The organism is Nitrospirota bacterium (assembly GCA_040754395.1).
In the GTDB taxonomy this organism is placed as follows: domain Bacteria; phylum Nitrospirota; class Thermodesulfovibrionia; order Thermodesulfovibrionales; family SM23-35; genus JBFMCL01.
Map to the genome: position 1 here is coordinate 1 of JBFMCL010000032.1, position 18,691 is coordinate 18,691.

An 18,691-nucleotide genomic window follows, 5' to 3' on the forward strand; every position below is an offset into this window, starting at 1 on the left:
AAACCTGAACCCATTTCATCTGAGAAAGGCATTGGAAGATAAACTGAAAAAAATCTTCCTCTATGCTACAAAATCTCTCGCTGAGTCAGCGATCCTTCGGTAACATTTTATTATGAGGCAACAGGACATAAAAAAAAGGATGCGGGAAACCCGCATCCTTTTTTATCCTGTACAGCAGTATTGTTACATTGCTGTTGAGTCTACTGCTCCGTCAATGTTATTGCGGCGGTCGGACAGACACTGATACAAGTCTCACAGCCTTCACAGGTATCAGCCTGAAACGGGTCTGCCTTACCGTCTGTCATCTGGAATACACCAACTGGGCAATTGTTCACGCATTCTTCACAGCCCTCACACTTATCACGATCAACGGTAACTGAATATGGCACTTGTTTTCACCTCCTTGGTTTGATTGTAGCGATCCGCTCTTTTATTATATTTAAACTTATATTTAATTAAAAAATCTACACCTCAATCACAGGTCAGCCGTTATTCAGCCTTAATCTGTTTCTCACCATATTTGTCGAACACTACCTCTTCTTTGACCGAAACAGCTATTTTGTAAAGGATTGTCAGAACAAGAAATCCGATCGCCCAAACAGCAAGGGTAATCAACGTTTCGGGCAAGGTTGGCCAGTACTCGGTAATCCTTTCTAACGGATTCGGAACAAACCCGCCGACAACAAGTCCAAACCCTTTGTCTATCCAGAGGGAGAAAAAGGTTGCCAGACACGCCACCGCAAGAAGGGATTCATTTTTTCGAATCTGAGGAAATATCAGCATTCCGATGGCAATAACTGCCAGGATGCTGGAAATCCACATAACAGGAACAAGCTGGCTGTGACCATGGAGGCCTGCATACAGATACACCAGGGAATGCATGTGTCCTGGTATCTGGCTATAGAACGCGGTAAAGAATTCGAGGCCAAGGAAAAAGACATTGATCAGCATGCAATAGGTCACGATCTTTCCGAGTGACTGGATGGCCTCCTTCCCCGGATCGAATTTGGTGTATTTTCTTACAATAAGCGCCAGGATGATAAGCAGTGCCGGACCTCCTGCAAATGCTGAGGCCAGGAATCGGGCAGCCATGATTGCCGTCAGCCAGAGATGTCTTCCCGGGATACCCGCGTAGAGAAACGCGGTGACGGTATGAATTGACGGAGCCCAGGCGATCGAGAGAATGATAAAAGGCTTGATCCACTTGGGAGGTGCAATTTCTTTCCTCTCTGCACCCAGAACAGTCCATCCGATCAGAATGTTCAGGAAAAGATATCCGCTGAGCACAAGCATGTCATAAAACATGACTGAATTGGGAGTAGGATGCAGGATAACATTCAGGACACGAAGAGGCTGTCCGAGGTCCACAAAGATAAACAGCATGCACATGATAACTGCAGAAATGGCAAGAAATTCCCCCAGAATAGTAAGTCTGCCGAATTTCTTGTAATCATGAAGATAGTACGGCAATACGACCATGACTCCAGAGGCTGCGACACCGACAAGAAAAGTGAACTGGCCGATATACAGGCCCCAGGATACATCCCTGCTCATACCTGTAACGCCTAAACCGGTCTTGAACTGATAAAGATATGCCAGAAACCCTACGCCGATTATTCCCAGCAAACAGAATATCCAAACCCAGTATCTTCGTCCTCCATATATCGCTTTTTCAAGCATTATCTTTCCCTCCTAAATTATGTAATACACGCTAGGCCCTGTACCGAGTTCGGGTTTGCGCCTGACAGTAAACCGTTCATTGAGGACTCTCCTCACCTCGGAATTCGGATCCTCAAGATCGCCGAAAATCAGTCCGGGTGTTATGCCTTTTTTCGCCGCAACTTCCTTTGCTGCCTCCACGCATGCCGGCAGCAGGCCATGAGCAAGCCTTTCGTAACACAATGTGCATTTCTCAACAACACCCTTCATCCTTGTCGGAAATTCAGGATTTTCCCTGGATTCATCGAGATACGGTCTCGGATCCTTGTAATTGAAGCTTCGGGCCCCATAGGGACAGCCTGCCATGCAGAATCTGCACCCGATACACCGATGCATATCCATCATGACTATGCCGTCGCTCTTTCTCTTGAATGTTGCCTGTGTCGGACAAACCCTCACGCAGGGAGGATTCTCACAGTGATTACAGAGCAAAAGGAACGGCATGTGTTTGATTTTCTCTGAGAGGTACTTGTCTTCATTCCCCGGGAACGCATGTTCATAGGTATCCGTCCACATCCATTTGATCTCATGCTTCGGATTATCTGTGACATGAGGCACATTATGTTCACGATGACATGCGTCGATACATTTCCGGTAGTCTTCCTCTGAAGTAAATTTGCTCATATCAATTACCATTGCCCATCTCTTTGCTGTCAGGGCTTTGGCATTTCTCGAGATCTGTGATGCCTCAACATGATTCTTCAGGCTGCTGATGGATACGACACCGCCCAAACTCAATATGGTGGACATGCTCACTATTTTTAGAAATTCTCTCCTGTTCACACTCATGACTTTTTCTCCTTCGGCGCTAAGTGGCAATCCCAGCAGTATGGCTTTACTGCCGTATAATTGTGGCATTCATCACAAAATTTTGCCTTGTTTGAATGGCACTTCATACAGGTGTTCTGGAGACTCATGTTAAACGTTTTCCCTTCGGCATTTGTATAGACAGTATTGCCGTCACGGACCACCCAATCCCTCCAGTCGTTCAGCAGCTGCATGTGCTCTTTTTTCATGAATGCTTTGGACTCAACACATTTCCTCTCCTTCTCAGGCATGCTGAGAATCTCAGGAGTGTCGATTTTCGGATCAGGCTTTGCTGTGGCTTTCCCTCCGCTGTAAAGAAAGGGAAAGGAGACTAAACCGATAAAGATGAGAAGACCAATGATTATTTTTCCTCCGTTATACATTACTCTTCACCCTCCATTCCAGGGAGTGGTTCGCCGCGCATATTTGTGGTCCTCTTTTTCTCCCCTTTGCATATTAATGCATTTGCAACCATCTCGTGGAGACCGGTCACCCGGACGCCCGGTACCCAGTAATCCATCAATGGAGGAAGTGCAGCCCTGTCGATGGCGCAGACGCATGCCAGCATGTTCACCCCGTATTTCTTGGCCACATGTTTCACCGCATTTGCCCGCGGGAGACCACCCCTTAATCTCAATTCCATGTTTTCTGACGCATTGAGACCTGATCCGCTGCCACAACAGAATGTCTGTTCCCTGATGGTGTTTTCCGGCATTTCATGGAAGTTATTGCATACGCTCTTGAGTATATACCTTGGCTCTTCCAGCAGACCCATGCCCCTTGAGGTATTGCATGAGTCATGGTAGGTAACAATCAAATTATCATTCCTGCCCGGATCCAGGTTGAGCTTTCCATGTTTTATCAGATCTGCGGTAAATTCACAGATATGTATCGTCTTGTTGGATTTTGCGTTTTCAAACTTCGTGCCTGTGATCGGGGAGACCGGCTCTTCGAGGAAGTCCACAGGGCCATACCATGTGTTATGGTACTGGTGCCAGACCCTCCACATATGACCACACTCCCCCCCCAGTATCCATTTCACCTTCAGGCGTTTTGCTTCGTCGTATATCTTACTGTGCAGTCTTTTTGCCATCTCATTTGAGGTAAAGAACCCGAAATCTCCCCCTTCTGACGCAAAGGTACTGAAGGTATAGTCCAGTCCGAGTTCATGAAAGAGCAGGATTTCTCCCATCGCGGTAAACGTTCCGGGATCCGCAAACATGCTTCCCGATGGGATTACAAAGAGTATCTCTGCTCCCTTCCTGTTGAACGAAGGGTTAACCCGTATCCCGGATATGGTCTCCACATCATCAATGAACATGTCAAAGGCATCCTTGATGGTATGAGGCTGGAGCCCGAGATGATTTCCTGTCAGCCAGCAGTTGGCAACAGGACCTGCAATCCAGTCGATGTTCAGCCCCAGCAGATTGAGAAGCTCCCGTGCCAGTATTGTGATCTCTGCAGTATCAATTCCGTAAGGACAGAACAGCGAACAGCGCCTGCACTCAGAGCATTGGTAGGCATAATACCATATCTCTTTCAGCACATCGACGGTCAGTTCTCGTGCGCCGGCGATCTTGCCGAGCATCTTTCCCGAGGATGTGCAGTATTTGCGGTAGACTGACCTGAGAAGTTCGGCCCTGAGCACCGGCATATTTTTTGCGTCTCCGCTCCCGATAAAATAATGGCATTTATCGGCACACGCTCCGCACCTTACACAAATATCCAGAAACAGCCGGAAGGAACGGTATTTACTCACCCTTTCCCGTAATCCTTCGATAAAAATCTCCTGCCAATTTTCAGGGAGGTGCCAGTCTTCTTCCGATACAGACCACTGGCGAGGATTCGGGAATCCGACTGTCTCAAGAGATTTAGCCTTGTTGCCGTAACAAAACATCCCCTTCCTGAAGACAGTAGGCGTCTCCATCCACCCTGTTTTGGGCGGTGCAAGGTCTATTTTTGCAAGTTCTTCTGGTTTTGGATTTGCCATAATTACTCCTTTTCTACTGGTAATCCAGCTGCTTTCATTTTTTCTCTGAAGTCATCTTCGTATTCTGCGTAAGTGTGAATTTTTACCGGATAATTCCAGGGGTTCACATGCAGTTCAGCGCGGTTGTTGTTAACAAGATTCCTGGTCGGGCTGAGGAACACCCCTGCCATATGCATCAGCTTGCTGAGAGGGAAATACACAAAGAGACAGCTGACGAGAAACAGATGAATATAAAAAATGGTACCGATGCCTGCGGGTACCACCGGGCTGAAGGTAATCAGCCCCATTGTCAGTTCCTTAACGCCGACAACGTCTGTCTTGAGGAAATAGCGCATTATCACCCCGGAGGCCCCTATAGCACCGATAAGAAACAGCGGGAAGTAGTCTGAGGCAAGAGAGATGTACCGGACCTGCGGAATAATCACCCTTCTCAGGAAGAGAAATGTTACCGCACCGAGAAAGATCAGATCAGTAATATACAGCACCGGGGCGCCAACCTGAAAGAAACCATCGAGCGCTTCCATTATTTCTATCGGCAGAGGAACAGGTTCCAGAAACAACCTGAAGTGCCTGAAGAGAATAAGAAAAAACGTCCAGTGAAAGGCCAACCCAGCTATCCAGAGCCATTTGGTCGAACCGTATGAAAGTTTCGGACCTTCTCTCAATTCAGCCTTTGTATTCCTGAACAGGGAGCGGAAAAGGAGCACTTCCAACGCCATTCTGACTACCACGCCGAGAGAAGAAGAGGGGTTATCAATCTTGTTCTGCTTGATCCAGGGCAAGGACTTCCCCTGTCCGGCAGTTGTGGGTATCCGGAAAGGAACGGGCACACGAGCCCACTGCAGAACACGATACGCGATTCCCAGAATAAAAAAGAGAAACGCTGCATACGGTATGATTACCCCGAAAAGGTATTGCAGACTTGCAGCCTTCACTCCGATTATTGCGACCAAAACAAGCGCTGCAACCGCGAAGAATGAAAATATAAGTCCCATGTTCTTACCCCTTTATCTTTTGAGTTAATACTTCCGCCCCAGGATCCGCGTCCGGTTCCTGAATCTCGCAGATGAGATTTGCCCTCTGCAGCAGCCTGAATGTCATTCTTTTCACTTCATCCGTCTTTATTTCATAGATCTTCTCCCTGCATTTCATGTAGACGTCGAAACATAGGAGTGCAAGATTGTCCAGCCGTGATTCAAATGATGTCAGTTCTTCCGACAAATGCCTCTTTTTTATCTCTTTTCCCAGTTCTTCCCTGACAACCTGCTTCAGGAGAAATACAAAAGAGACGGCCTGTGAGGGGGAAAAATCCTGCACAGCCTTTATCTTGATGATATCATCCAGATAGGGAAAAAGCTTTTCTGAGTCAATGCCATGAACAATCTCCTCGTAGAGCCCGTGTATGTTCTCCGAGAGTATAGATCCGACCGGATTGAGAAAACGGTCTTTTTGCTTTTTGAGAAAATTTGAGGTGTCAGAGGGATAACTGTCAGTAATTGCATCAAACCATTTTTTTATGATTGCAGATTTTTTGTCCAGCAGGAGATCCTTAAGATTCATATATGGCCTGTGCTTCTCCTTAATAAACTCACTATCGCATTTTGGGATAGGTAATTCTATTTTATCGGATCACATAAGTCAACTTCATTTTTGGCTTTGCAAATAAACTAAAATCAGGGAATGAAGAGCAAGAAGCAAGAAGTTAATTAACTTCCGACTTCTTGCCTTTCATAAACTCTTTAATTACACGCAGCCTGTCGGTTTCGGAAGACCAGCATACCTACATGCCTGCTTTGCAGGACCACCCGGGAAAAGTTCATACAGGTATTTGGTATTGCCTTTTTCAGGGCCCATTGCCTTGCCGATCTCTTTTACGAGTATCTTGATCATCGGAGCAATCTGGAATTTAATGAAATACTCTCTCAGGAACTTGATGATGTCCCAATGTTCCTGTGTCAGGGTAATACCATCCTGAGATGCCATAACCTGAGCCATCCCCTCTTTCCACGCCTGCCAGTCCAGGAGATAACCATCCTCATCAACCTCGTACTGTTGCCCTTCAAACTCGATATGCGGCATTTTTCCTCCTCCTTTTTTTATTTGAATTTTTGATAGAAGACGTCTCCCATCAATTTAAGCCATAGTATAGTACCACACAAAAACTTCTTCTTTCAATCTGTAAATGTGTAGATTTTTTTCAGAACGGGTTATAAAAAGTAATACAAAGACAATGCGATGGTCAAATAAAAAAAATTAATCAATAGATAAGTTTTTTTCTTTATAACCGGCTGCCGCCCGCATCATCCCGGGAACCCATTCCTTAGTGCCAAGCGCATGCAGATGGGTATACGTGGCAAGGACGTTCCGGTAACACAGGCCGTCTTTCTTGTGCAGTATTCCATCGCCCTTTCTGACCCCGAAAACAAAACGGACGTCGTCCCGTTCTGTTATCCGCACCACATGGGAATAATGGAATTCATGTCCGTGAAGGAACTGACCGGTCCTGAAAAACGGGTTTTCAGCCTCGACTTCCATGACAGTATAGCCATGTCCCTGCGGCTTCTTGCTGACCCCTGTGGTAATTGGCAATACCCCTGCCATGGGGTAGGTTTTTCCTTCCCAGATCAATTCCTCGCCAAGGTACATCAGCCCCCCGCATTCCGCATAGATGGGCATCCCCTTTTCAGCCGCTTGTTTTATCCCGTTGCGCAGGGAGGTGTTCTCTGACAGGGCCGGAGCATGTGTTTCCGGAAATCCTCCGCCTATATACAGTGCGTGCAGTTCAGGAGGGAGGTCGCCGGTCAGCGCACTGAACTCAATCAGATCTGCACCCGCCCTTTTTAATGCGTCAATGTTCTCCGGATAATAAAACTGAAACGCGGAATCGCGTATGATACCGATATTCACCTGTTTTTCCCGAAGTTCCGGATAGTCTTCGGGAATAAAATCCAAAGAAGGGGCACCCTGCGCTATCTGCAATAATTGACCGATATCAAGATGGCTGGCAGCAGTCTCAGCCGCCTTTTCTATTGCTTCCTCGGCCATCGGGTGTTCCTGGTGAGGGACAAGACCGAGATGTCTTCCGGGAAATGTGATATTCTTCAGTTTCGGTATCGCACCGACGACAGGAATGCCGCAATACTGCTCAATACATTTCCTGACAATCGATTCATGGCGCGATCCTGCCAGTCTGTTGAGAATCACTCCCCTGATCGGGACATCAGGATCAAACCTCTGGCATCCGAGGACCAGAGCAGCGACCGTACGGGTGACTTTTGTACAGTCAACAATGAGGATTACCGGTGCAAGGATAAGCTTGGCCATCTCGCCCGTGCTCACGCTGCCTTCGGTGTCCATACCGTCATACAGCCCGCGGTTCCCTTCGATAACTGCGATATCCGCGCCCCCGGTATTCATGCTGAAGGATGTAAGCACCTGCTTCCTGCTCATCATAAAGAGGTCGATATTGTAACAGGGGCAACGTGCTGCCCGGCTCAACCAGCCCATATCTATGTAATCAGGGCCTTTCTTGAAGGGGATGACAGCATGTCCCCTTTTCTTCAGTACCCTGCACAGGCCAACGCTCGCCGCAGTTTTCCCGGTATCACCTCCAAGGCCTGCGATGGCCAGCCTTGGGCAATCGATCATCTTTTGGGCCCGGGTATCTCAAATGAAGCGCAGGAACCGCTGCCACAGCTTTTTACCGTATGTTTGGACTTTTTTCCTCCACCTGATGCAATGAAACTCACTGAACTCAAAATTCTCTCAACCTCATCTGATTTGCATTTCGGGCATTTCATCCCCGACTTTTCATCCTCTTTTTTGAGCTTCAGAAGTTCAAATATCTGGCCACAGCCAAGGCATTTAAATTCATATATGGGCATTACCACTCCTCCTTTCAAAGTTCACGACAACAGGGAATCACACCCAGTTGCTGCATTTAGTAATACTACCACAGCATGAAAAAGATAGGCTACATGAAAACCACCGGATAGAGCTATAATAAACAAATACAATCCCAGAAGGAGAAAGAATGAAAGCTTTGCCCGAAGACCCGCGGTGCCCTTTTTGCTACCACAAAATCGAGCAACCGAAGGAACTCTCATCACGGAAAATAGTCGAATTCCCCCTCGGCCTCTGCAGTCAATGCGGTGCCGTTTATGCGTATGACATCACGGGACACAATATGGGCTCGGCCTTTATCGAGGCATTATTATTCGCATGCAATGAAGATGATTACCTGGCATTCTCTCTTTCACACGGAGAGGATTACACAGATGCCGTCGTCGGGAATTATGATATCGTAACCCACACAATTGTTCCTGAAAAGGTCTACAACGACCGGTTTGTGCGGGGCGTGCTCATTTTCATCAAACTTTTCGGCCAGTTCCAGGACGCAACGGAAGAAAAGGTGAAAGAGAAATTCAGGGCGATACAGCCTATCGTCAAAACCAAACTGCGCTCGGAAAATTTTTCCAAAGAGACAGTGCGCACGTATGTCGCTGAAAACAGGAAAGAAGATCTCATTGCGCTGGCAAAAGAGGATTCCCGCGTCCTCAACGAACTGCAGCGCATGCTCTACACACCGGACGAACTTTCACGGTGGAGGGTTATCGACCTTCTCGGTGAAGTAAGCAGGAGTGTCGGGGAGAAACGACCCGACATCATCAGCAAGCTGATTAAGAATCTGCTCCAGAGCGCTGCGTCTCCGGGAGCATCCGCATGGGGCGCACTTGAGGCAATTGGCACTATAATAAGCACCAAACCATCTCTTTTCGGTGAATTCACCAAGCCGCTTCTCTCCTTCATCTCGCATCAGAACCTGTGGAGGGAAGTAACCTGGGCAATAGGAAAAATCTCGACCGCAGACGCGAATCTCGCCAAGCTTGCATTTCGCGGACTTGCATCACTTCTCGATAATCCCGACCACGTGCTCCGCGGATATGCGTCCTGGGCATTGGGGAACATAGGCATCACTGATGTGATCGACCGGCTGAAAACCCTCGAAACCGATGAACACAGACTGACGTTATGGAGAGACGGAGGCCTGCAGGAAGTGACTGTCGGTCAACTGGCACATGAGGCCATCCAGAAGCTCTCACGATGAAAAAACCCCCGATGCGGTACCTGGTGTCATCACCTGCCGGCGATGTCCCTGTCGATGCCGGCAGGCTTGAGTATCCCCTTGAAGCCGATCCCCTGAAAACCCCGTACAGGGTTTATTTTCGTGCCATCAGCGATTTTCTTGAAAGGGGAAATTACCATCCCTTAATTAATGCAGTCAATATGCGACTGGGTGATGACTTGAGTCTCAGCGCATTACATGAAATAATCATCCGCACAGAGAAGCATGGCGCACTCTACCATCCTGCAAGTGTCGAGTGTTTGACAGCCGATAAGAAGGCAAAATTTGGACTTAATGTCGCAGTCACAGAAAGCGGGAGAAGTGCGTTAAAGAAGGAATTTGATGTACTGCAGACACTCCACACACAATATGACCTTCCCTACGTGCCAAAGCCTTTTCTCCTGGATGAAACAGATTCCATGACATTCCTCCTCGAGGAATGGTTCGAAGGGTTCCATGAATTCCATATTGCGAAGCCTGCGCATGGCAAAGAACGTCTTAAGCTCTGGGAATACGGGAAAGGCGACCGGTTTCTTTCAGATGCCCAGAGCTTCGAAATCTACAGGCAGATCGCCATGATCCTCGCCCTGTATTACGATATCGAAACCTGCTGCATGATCTTTCCATGGCATCATGCCGCAGGGGATTTCGTGGCAAGGGTTGAGGATGAAGCCCTGATCGATGTCCGGCTGACAACAGCCCGCGGATACGAACCGTTCATTACGTCTCATGATGAAGATAGTGTTCCCCCTGCACTTGCCGTATTTTATTTTCTTCTGCACTTATCGGTTCAGATACGACTCGACAGACTTGATGGTGTCGGGGATGTGGTATGGGCTGACGAAGCGAGTGTTGACGCCGCATTTTCGGGTTTTCTTGCCGGGATAGAATCAAAAAAGACTTTCAGGGAATACTTCGGTTCTCATGAAGAGTTCCTGACCTTACTGCGTTCCTTCAGCATAGAAGACCTGACCACGGCATTCGAACCCGTTATTGCACAGTATGAGAAGACAAAAGATTTTCCGGTCATTGCAGGCAATGTGGGGAATCACATTGCACGGCTGTATGCTATTCTCCAAAATTCCCGTTAACGATATCGTCAAAAGACATTCGCAGAACCCTCGAAACCGGCAGCATCAGACCAGCCTTGGCGGCCGGGTTCAAAAACCCCGCATCCTGCAGCATTTCCATAGAAAGCTTCACGAGTTCCTGATAGAGGGTATAAAGCTTTACAGTAGGATACGAGGTCTTGGTCTCAAAACCTGAGAGCCCGCACACATAGGCGATTTCCTTTTTCCCTTTATGAAGGCTGTAGGGAACACCGTAAATGCGGCATATGACCGGCCTGTGTTCATAGAGTACGCATTCTTCCTTTTCACTTAAGAGAGAACACCTCACCCGCTGTTTCCCGAGCCCGTAGACTTTCATCTTCGGGTCTTCCTCGAAGACCTTCAGCCTGTCCTTGGCCCTCAACATCTCTCCTTCAGATTTCTCAGCTCTCTTCAGGACATCACGACGGACCTTGCGGTCAAGATGGTTGAAATGATAATTGATATATGCGGCTTCTATGGGGAACAGCCCGAAAACAGCATGGCAGCAATCGCAGCAACGGATTCTGCATTTCACACTGTCGGGATATTTTTCATGAATAGTTCTGAAAAGGATATCTGCCTTGCGGGATTGGATCTCATATCTGGGGAAAAGCTCTTCTTTCATTTTGACTTCTTTGCTTTTCCTGTCTTCCTTGCATCACTTGTTGTCTTTGACTGTCCCGTCTTTGAACTTTTCACAGAGAGTTTTCTTGTTTTTTTCCTGTGTGGCTCAAGGAGCTTCAAAAATTCCGGATGCACTTCAAATCCCAATGCAAGTGCCTTATCGCAGCTTTTTACGGCCTCATCATACTCGCCCCTGAGATAATGGGCATTTGCAAGGTTATTGTATCCCAGCGCAAAATCCGGAGCGAATTTCAGCATCTTTCTGTTAGTTTCGATGCTCTTTTCGATCTCGCCTTTCTGCAGGTAGGCATTCGCAAGATTGCACCATGCCTGAACGATGTCCGGATTCAGTTCAAGTGCCCTGTCCAGGGCCTCTATCGCCTCATCGGTTTTCCCCAGTTGCAGATAGGCAAAGCCCAGATTTGCATACCCCCGCGCATAACGGGGCTCTATCTCCACCGCCCGCAGATTTGCCTTTACCACCTTTTCGAGGTCCCCTTCCCTGAAGTAAATATATCCAAGATTCACAAATGCCTCAAACATGCGGGCGCTCTCGGTGATGGCCTGTTCAAATGCCTCTATCGCCTCATCGAATTTTCCCTGATTCATGAAGGCTACTCCGAGATTATAATAAGATGATGCGCATTTCGGGTCTTGCGCAAGCCGGAGTTTCTGTTCAGCAATAAACTGTTCTATATCTCTTGGTTTCTGCATATGTATTGTATTTCACCATATATGCCTGATGGCGTTAAGACAGGTTTCTTCTTTGACCAGCCGTAATGATTATATGCCCCATCAAGAAATGATTCCCGACAGTAAATACACTGGACCTGTAAAATCAAGAAATTAGGGTGAACAATAAATTGTTCACCCTAACCTGATTACTTAAACCATACAAACATATTGTTTAGAAGATTCGACTTGTACTATCCTCCGGCATCACCGGATTTTTCGACAGATATGCCTCTTCCTTTCAGTCCGTACATGGTAGAGCTGCCGGTTGACAATAACTCCAGCACCTCTTCTCTTACCATTTCGGATGCGACGTTCTTGATCTCTGATGCGCCGGCGTCAGGAATAACCTTTTTCACGCCGATCATCATATCTTTGAAATAGAATTTGCTTTTTGCGCCTTTTGAGGCGTAATCAAGAATAGCCTGTCTTATGTCTTCTGGTCTTCCCATAGTTTTTAGCTCCTCTTAATTTTCTTATATACCGCCAACTGCCTTGGATACTGCCCATGCATGTTCAGTAAACTTAAACTGTGTTGATGTCCTGTAAGTATCAACAGCAAGGCGATAATCATCAACCAAGTGATGCGTGAATGGCAGACCCATCTTCTCGAAGAATTTTTCCCAGCCGATGCGCTCTGCCCAGTCTCCAAGTCTTTCGTACTTGTTCGCATCCTTTGCCCAGATTTCAACCATCTTCTTAACGATATCAGTAACTTCGGGCCAGCGTGGTGTATTGTTCGGTAAAATTGGCACAATAACCTTTGAAAATTTCGGCGGGCTTATGCGGTTTGAAATCTTTCCGCCGGCAAGAATTGCCACACCGTCTCCTGGTCCGTCTGACAGAGGCAGGGCCAAACACATGGTATAGCAGTTTCCGCAGTACATGCATTTTTCAATATTGACCGATACGCTCTTTTTCCCGTCCTCGGTCGTAATCGGCTTGATCGCGTAAAGAGGACATGCTGCAACAACCAGAGGAATCTCGCATACTTTTCCAAGAACTTCATGGTCGATTGCAGGGGGCTTGCGGTGATAGCCAAGCAGAGCGATATCAGAACAGTGCACAGCGCCGCACATATTGAGACAGCATGCGAGGGCTATTCTTAGTTTCGCAGGCAATCTCATATTCTTAAACTCATCAAATAACACGTCGGCAGTCGCCTTGACCGGTCCGGAGGCATCGGTTGCAGGCGTATGGCAGTGAATCCATCCCTGGGTATGGACAATATTGGTCATGCCCATTCCTGTACCGCCCGACGGGAATTTAAAGGAACCGCCTATATGTTTTCTGCTGTCGAGTTCTGTTTTGAGTTCCTTTGCCTTCTCCTCACTGTCAACGATAAATTCGATGTTATTTCTTGTGGTGAATCTTACATATCCATTACAGTGCTTGTCAGCGATATCACAGATCTCACGGATATGCTCAACTGACATGATTCGCGCTGCTGCAGCCCTGACAGAAAACGCCTTTTCACCTGTTTCAGAAACATGCACCAGAAGACCGGGCTCGAGTATCCTGTGAGATTTCCATTTCCCGTAATTCCTCCTTATGACAGGCGGCAGCATCTGCCCATAATGACATGGTCCAATATCAGTAATCCTGCCTTCCTGAGGCTTCTGGGGATTAAAATAACCGAGTTTGCCTTTCGACATAACATATCCTCCTTTATATTATCTTGGATGTCTGCTTCTGTAATCTTCAATATCCCTTGTAAATCCACCCGGAACCTCTTCTTCCTTGAAGAAGACATACGGATTGGCACGGGGAGCTATCACCATCTGTGGCATTGGCGGAATTCCAAGCACTTCACAGAATACCTTCAAGCTTACGCGCTGGATGGTCTCGCCGATACGCTCGCGGTTCTTGCCTTCTTCAATCCACCAGTCAAACACCTTTCCAACGACACCTTTAATGTTGTCATACGGGGGATTCACATACATAAACGGTATGGTCATGCATGACATCTGCGCACCTTCAAGAATCGGGGCCTTTGCGCCAAACAGGATGCTCAAACCCTGGTCCTTGCCAACCATCAATGCTTCGGGCATAGCGTCTATGCAATGCATGCATCGGTTGCATTCTGCATTGTTGATGGTAATCTTCTTTCCGTCAAACTGCATGCACTGGGTCGGGCAGAGGTCAATAACTTCCTTCTGGATATCGAATTTGCCCCAGTCTCTTCCGGCAAATGCACCGCCGTTAGCCGGGATCTTTCCGGCAGCATATTCCTGGACCGCATCCTGATCGATCCGAATGTCATCCTTCCAGGTACCGATATACGACATATCGGAACGTGCAATACTCGCAGTGCAGCCATTCGGGCACCCGTCAAATTTCATCTTGAATTTATACGGGAATGCAGGCCTGTGCAGTTCGTCCTGATATGTCATGGTAAGGTCATAGCAGAGAGCCATGGTATCGTAACATGCGAATTCGCACCGTGCCTTCCCGATACAGTCTGAAGGGGTACGGAGGTTTCCGCCTGAACCGCCAAGGTCAACCCCGAGGTCATGGGTCAGATCAAAGAACAACGGTTCAAGCTGTTCCGTAAAGGAACCCAGGATAACCAGGTCGCCGGTGGAACCATGCAGGTTGGTTAATCCGCTGCCACGGTATTCTGCGATATCGCAAAATGCCCTGAGCCAGTCAGACGTATAGAATTTTGCTCCGGGCTGGTTGACCCGGATGGTATGGAAATGAGCAATATTGGGGAATTTCGCCTGCTGATCGTTATACCGTCCTACAATACCACCGCCGTAACCAAGAACTCCAACAATTCCGCCGTGTTTCCAGTGGGTCTCACCCTCTTTATATGAAAGCTCTACAATACCCAATAAATCATCTACGATATCCGCAGGTATCATTAGGTTATCCTGACCCACTTTATGCCTGTGCACTGCCTCTCTCTTTAAATCACTCACAAAACTGGGCCATGGTCCTGATTCAAGCTGCTCCAACTGTGAAATATCATGCTTGCACTTGTAATTCTTCAGCTCATCTTCTGTATAATTGTTCAACTGGTCGTCAGTAAAAATCCTCACATCGCTGTATTTCCGATGTTCTTTTTCTTCCTTATCCCACTGCTTCTCCTGTCCAGGAATTGACATCTTCTACCTCCTTCTGCTGAGTTATTTGGAAAAATGCAGGCTAACACAACACGTAAGACTGGACTGTCTTTTCACCCCCTTCCTTCATTATAGGGATTTACTTAAGGTTTAAGCCGAAATATGCCGTTAAACTTTTTAAGTCTTTGAGAAAAGTGATTAATAATAATCAACTCATCTTCTTTTGTCAAGTAAGGATTAAGAATTTTTGGATTACACGGACTGATTTTTTTGTCCGTTTTTTTCCACTTGCCAGATTACTACTTTATCTTTTGCTAAATAATTCCATTTTCTTCAATAAATCAATGGATTGACCGCTCATGGGAAGGCAAACCCTGTTATTCAGCCCCCTCGAGCCGTGCAATAGCGTTTCTTGCCCATTGTCCGAGGGGTTTTTCGGCAAAACTGCCATCCCTGTAAATTTGGACAGGCTCATCCCTGGCAACCAGTTTCTCCAGAAACGGGCGGGCAGGTTCAAACACGGTTTCTCCCATTGCCCAGGCTGCCAGGCCGAGGGTTTCCGCATCATTGGAACGAAACACTGCAAGGACTTTGTCCCTGAAAAAATCCATGGATGCGGCAATTCGCCGCCCAAGCCTCCCCATGCCCCAGAGCCCCCCTTTTGCCAGTGGAGGCTCCTCAATGGAATACGCGATCATCATGCTCCCGTACGGATCGATTAATTCAGGGATATTTGCAATAATCTCGGCAATCGTTTGGGGCGCACTCCACCCGATACCGCCCGACTCATCAGTCATCGACCAGAAGAGAGTCCGAATGTACTGTCTGATCTTGTCTTCCCTTTTTTCATTCCACCACCGCTTCATATATCTGCCTGTGGTCTCAATAGCCGCCCACCTGACACTGTCATCCATATCATAGAGGCTGAAGCGGACTTCCTTCCAGACGTGCCGGTTCTGTTCACAAGACGCAAGGATGCTGTCAAAGTCCCTTTTTTTCAGAAGGTCTTTAGTCTGTCTTTTCACCACGTTGTCCATACCGCCGTTTCCTTCCCTTCTTTCTCCCCCTTTTTCCCAATACTGCGGATATGATACAGCATTATTATGACAAAGCATCACCGGAAAAGCTGCTTTCTCCAACAAGAGAAATCTGTTCCGCCTATGCCTCCGGCTGTTCCTCCGGTGTCTTTTATATTTACAAGTACCCCCGTTTCAGTGCTATACTTTTCGAGTTTGTAGTTCAGGAGAGAAATATGCCCAGGATCAAAGCATTATTACTGTTCTTCCTATTCATTATAGCACCAGGAATTATTTTCGCAGAAGAGTTCCCCGTCATCAATTCAGTCGAAGTGAAAGGGCTCAAGAGGATTGATGAAAGCGCGGTAAAATCAAAGATCACTCAGCGGCCGGGAGAAGCCATATCCCAGGAAAAGACCAATGAAGACATCAAAAATATTTACAAGATGGGCTATTTCGACGATGTGAGGGCTGAGATTGAACCGTTTGAAGGCGGCATCAGGCTTATTTACCTTGTGAAAGAAAAGCCCACAATCGTAAAAATCGAATTTCAGGGAAACGAAGAGTTCGATGATGCAAAGCTGAAGGAAAACATCACGATCACAACCGGCGCAATCGCTGATGCGGTGCTGATTCAGGACAACGCCAATAAGCTCAGGGCATTTTATGAAGAGGAGGGATACTGGTTGTCACGCATTGTTCCGGTGACAAAAATACTTGGCCCGGACGAAATCAGCCTGACATATCAGATAGAGGAAGGTCACAAGGTCAGGATCAGGAAAATCCTGATCGACGGGAACAAGGCAATTTCCGACGGGAAGGTCAAAGGGACGATCGAAACAAAGGAATGGTGGCTTTTCTCATTCATCACGTCTTCGGGCTATTACAAAAAAGATCGGATGGATTCCGATATTGAGAGAATCAGGGATCTCTATTTCAATAACGGCTACATTAAAGTAGCGGTCGGAGAACCACGGATCGAACTGACCGGCGACAGCAGGGGAATGAACATTACCATACCCGTTTCCGAAGGTGACCAGTACAACATTTCCTCCGTCGAATTTTCCGGCAACAAGGTTTTTGACGAAGGAGCAATAAGAAAACGGGTGACCATGACACCCGAGAAGCCCTTCAGCAAACAGAACCTCAGAAAAGACATCCTGTCCATTTCAGAACTGTACTCTGAAAACGGCTATGCGCTCATTACTGTCACCCCGGATCTCGTTCCTGATGAAGGCAAAAAAACAGTGAAGATTCTGCTGAACATCGATGAAGGAGACAAGTACCGCATAGGCAGAATAGAGATTTCAGGGAACACCAAGACGAGGGACAAGGTCATACGGAGGGAAGTCAGGCTTGATGAGGGGGATACCTTTAACAGTGCGTTGATCAAGAGAAGCTATGAGAGAATCAATAATCTCAACTTTTTTGAAACCGTCGACCTTGCACCAAAACCCAACCCGGAAGAAAAACTGGTTGACCTCGATATTAAGGTCAAGGAGAGACCGACCGGCTTCTTCAGCATCGGAGGCGGGTACAGCTCAATAGAAAAATTCATTGCGATGGTCGAACTCACACAGGGGAATCTCTTCGGCAAGGGTCTCTTCACCAAAATCAGGGCAGAACTCGGAGGAAGAACCTCATACTATGATATCTCCTTCCGGGACCCTTGGTTTATGGATAAACCTGTTTCCTTTTCGACAAATATCTACAAGATTACCAAGGAATATATAGAATATGAAAAGAAGGCAACAGGATTCGGGATTTCCCTAGGCAAGAGGTTTTCGGAATACTGGTGGACCAATTTTGCATACAATTTTGAAAACGCGAAAATCTTCAATGTCGCTGAGGATGCCTCCACGATCATTAAGGATCAGGAGGGAACGAATACCACAAGTAGTATCACCCCTTCACTGACAAGAGATTCCAGGAACAACTATCTCGATCCTTCAAGAGGTTCGAGAAATTCCATTTATGTCACGTATGCGGGTATCGGAGGAACCAATAAATTCCTGAAAAGCGAAATTGATTCAGCCTGGTATTTTCCGATCGGACCGACCACTGTAATGCTGCGAGGGAGGTTCGGGTATGCCACCGGCCTTCAGGGCAAAGAACTACCGCTGTACGAGAGGTTTTACGTGGGAGGAATCTACACCGTACGAGGACTGGGATTCGGGGAGGCGGGCCCGAGGGATGAAAACACTGATGACGCGATCGGGGGCACTGAGGAACTGATCTTTAATGCGGAATATCTCTTCCCGATCGTCAACGAGATACGGCTGAAAGGAGTCCTTTTTTTTGATGCAGGAAACGCCTATGAAGATTTTGAAAATTTTGGTGAACTGAGATATACGACGGGTCTGGGGCTGAGGTGGATTTCACCTGTCGGACCTATCCGTATTGAGTGGGGATATAACCTTGACAAAAAACCGGGAGAAAAGGCAAGCAGATTTGAATTCGCCTTTGGCACATTCTTCTGAGAAGTTACTATCCGAAAACAATAATATAATCAATGGAGG

Annotated in this window: 19 protein-coding genes; 3 read left to right on the forward strand and 16 right to left on the reverse strand. The window is 47.2% G+C overall.

All coding sequences use genetic code 11. The annotated features are described in order from the left end of the window. Positions 1-200 precede the first annotated feature (200 nt). From AB1552_13095 to AB1552_13140, 10 genes are all read right to left on the reverse strand, one after another. The gene (locus AB1552_13095; protein ID MEW6054703.1) at positions 201-389 is read right to left on the reverse strand and encodes a 4Fe-4S dicluster domain-containing protein; all 189 of its coding nucleotides are present in this window, start codon (positions 387-389) and stop codon (positions 201-203) included. Between the two features lie 100 nt (positions 390-489). Continuing rightward, positions 490-1,680 carry a sulfate reduction electron transfer complex DsrMKJOP subunit DsrP gene (gene dsrP / locus AB1552_13100; protein ID MEW6054704.1) on the reverse strand — a complete coding sequence of 397 codons (1,191 nt, stop codon included), beginning with the start codon at positions 1,678-1,680 and terminating at the stop codon, positions 490-492. Between the two features lie 12 nt (positions 1,681-1,692). Next, positions 1,693-2,508, reverse strand: coding sequence for a sulfate reduction electron transfer complex DsrMKJOP subunit DsrO (gene dsrO, locus AB1552_13105; protein MEW6054705.1), 816 nt, complete (start codon positions 2,506-2,508; stop codon positions 1,693-1,695). Further along, positions 2,505-2,909 carry a sulfate reduction electron transfer complex DsrMKJOP subunit DsrJ gene (gene dsrJ / locus AB1552_13110; protein MEW6054706.1) on the reverse strand — a complete coding sequence of 135 codons (405 nt, stop codon included), beginning with the start codon at positions 2,907-2,909 and terminating at the stop codon, positions 2,505-2,507. The genes dsrO and dsrJ overlap by 4 nt, the downstream gene beginning before the upstream one ends. After that, entirely contained in the window at positions 2,909-4,516 is a 1,608-nt protein-coding gene (dsrK, locus tag AB1552_13115; GenBank protein MEW6054707.1) for a sulfate reduction electron transfer complex DsrMKJOP subunit DsrK, read from the reverse strand. The genes dsrJ and dsrK overlap by 1 nt, the downstream gene beginning before the upstream one ends. 2 nt (positions 4,517-4,518) lie before the next feature. Next, positions 4,519-5,511: a sulfate reduction electron transfer complex DsrMKJOP subunit DsrM gene (gene dsrM, locus AB1552_13120; GenBank protein ID MEW6054708.1), complete on the reverse strand. Its 993-nt coding sequence runs from the start codon at positions 5,509-5,511 to the stop codon at positions 4,519-4,521. A gap of 4 nt (positions 5,512-5,515) precedes the next feature. Then, positions 5,516-6,076, reverse strand: coding sequence for an RsbRD N-terminal domain-containing protein (locus AB1552_13125; protein ID MEW6054709.1), 561 nt, complete (start codon positions 6,074-6,076; stop codon positions 5,516-5,518). A 183-nt stretch (positions 6,077-6,259) separates the two neighbouring features. Then, positions 6,260-6,595: a TusE/DsrC/DsvC family sulfur relay protein gene (locus AB1552_13130; protein ID MEW6054710.1), complete on the reverse strand. Its 336-nt coding sequence runs from the start codon at positions 6,593-6,595 to the stop codon at positions 6,260-6,262. A gap of 174 nt (positions 6,596-6,769) precedes the next feature. Beyond that, positions 6,770-8,164, reverse strand: coding sequence for a cobyrinate a,c-diamide synthase (locus tag AB1552_13135; protein ID MEW6054711.1), 1,395 nt, complete (start codon positions 8,162-8,164; stop codon positions 6,770-6,772). After that, a complete protein-coding gene (locus AB1552_13140) occupies positions 8,161-8,400 on the reverse strand; it encodes a zinc ribbon domain-containing protein (GenBank protein MEW6054712.1) in 240 nt (79 codons plus the stop codon). Before AB1552_13140 ends, AB1552_13135 begins: the two co-directional genes overlap by 4 nt. Before the next feature lie 149 nt (positions 8,401-8,549). Here AB1552_13140 and AB1552_13145 point away from each other — a divergent pair, with 149 nt between their 5' ends. Then, positions 8,550-9,623: a DVU0298 family protein gene (locus AB1552_13145; GenBank protein ID MEW6054713.1), complete on the forward strand. Its 1,074-nt coding sequence runs from the start codon at positions 8,550-8,552 to the stop codon at positions 9,621-9,623. Continuing rightward, a complete protein-coding gene (locus tag AB1552_13150; GenBank protein ID MEW6054714.1) occupies positions 9,620-10,732 on the forward strand; it encodes a hypothetical protein in 1,113 nt (370 codons plus the stop codon). Before AB1552_13145 ends, AB1552_13150 begins: the two co-directional genes overlap by 4 nt. On the opposite strand, the gene AB1552_13155 is transcribed toward AB1552_13150, so the two are convergent. The 6 genes from AB1552_13155 to AB1552_13180 form a co-directional block, all read right to left on the reverse strand. Further along, positions 10,710-11,357 carry a YkgJ family cysteine cluster protein gene (locus tag AB1552_13155; protein ID MEW6054715.1) on the reverse strand — a complete coding sequence of 216 codons (648 nt, stop codon included), beginning with the start codon at positions 11,355-11,357 and terminating at the stop codon, positions 10,710-10,712. The genes AB1552_13150 and AB1552_13155 overlap by 23 nt on opposite strands. Then, positions 11,354-12,070 (reverse strand): tetratricopeptide repeat protein, encoded by a 717-nt coding sequence (locus tag AB1552_13160; GenBank protein ID MEW6054716.1) that lies wholly within the window; start codon positions 12,068-12,070, stop codon positions 11,354-11,356. The genes AB1552_13155 and AB1552_13160 overlap by 4 nt, the downstream gene beginning before the upstream one ends. A gap of 212 nt (positions 12,071-12,282) precedes the next feature. Continuing rightward, positions 12,283-12,540 (reverse strand): dissimilatory sulfite reductase D family protein, encoded by a 258-nt coding sequence (locus AB1552_13165; GenBank protein MEW6054717.1) that lies wholly within the window; start codon positions 12,538-12,540, stop codon positions 12,283-12,285. A gap of 24 nt (positions 12,541-12,564) precedes the next feature. Beyond that, positions 12,565-13,743 (reverse strand): dissimilatory-type sulfite reductase subunit beta, encoded by a 1,179-nt coding sequence (gene dsrB / locus AB1552_13170; protein ID MEW6054718.1) that lies wholly within the window; start codon positions 13,741-13,743, stop codon positions 12,565-12,567. Positions 13,744-13,761: 18 nt separating this feature from the next. Beyond that, positions 13,762-15,198, reverse strand: a complete 1,437-nt coding sequence (gene dsrA / locus AB1552_13175; protein ID MEW6054719.1) for a dissimilatory-type sulfite reductase subunit alpha — start codon at positions 15,196-15,198, stop codon at positions 13,762-13,764. A 335-nt stretch (positions 15,199-15,533) separates the two neighbouring features. Continuing rightward, the gene (locus tag AB1552_13180; protein ID MEW6054720.1) at positions 15,534-16,193 is read right to left on the reverse strand and encodes a DVU0298 family protein; all 660 of its coding nucleotides are present in this window, start codon (positions 16,191-16,193) and stop codon (positions 15,534-15,536) included. A 215-nt stretch (positions 16,194-16,408) separates the two neighbouring features. Between AB1552_13180 and bamA the strand changes: the two genes are divergently transcribed. Further along, on the forward strand, positions 16,409-18,652 hold the full coding sequence (bamA, locus tag AB1552_13185) for an outer membrane protein assembly factor BamA (protein ID MEW6054721.1): 2,244 nt from the start codon (positions 16,409-16,411) through the stop codon (positions 18,650-18,652). The last annotated feature ends 39 nt before the right edge of the window (positions 18,653-18,691 follow it).